The organism is Streptococcus sp. HMSC074B11 (genome assembly GCF_001808705.1).
Lineage (GTDB): Bacteria > Bacillota > Bacilli > Lactobacillales > Streptococcaceae > Streptococcus.
This window is the reverse complement of sequence record NZ_KV794279.1, coordinates 1-205: the sequence shown is the minus strand read 5'-3', so window position 1 is coordinate 205 and position 205 is coordinate 1. Positions and strand designations below refer to the sequence as shown.

At 39.5% G+C, this 205-nt stretch carries 1 pseudogene; it reads left to right on the top strand.

Going from position 1 to position 205, the window contains the following annotated elements:
- Nucleotides 1–205 (top strand): annotated as a pseudogene (locus HMPREF2619_RS11480) (ISLre2 family transposase); the annotation flags it as partial.

Below are 205 nucleotides of genomic sequence, written 5' to 3'. Positions count from 1 at the left end.
CCAGGCGATTAAGCAACATGATAAGCAGTTAATGAGAACCGTCCTAGATACGACCGAAAGTTACATCGATACAGAAGAAGAACAAGAGTTGTTTGAGAAGTTCAAGAGTAAAATATTGAGAAATTTTCAATATACTAAACCAGCTGAACAAAGAGGCTTCAGTCATGCAGGAATCGGGATAATGGAGAGTCAGCATCGTAAGGTC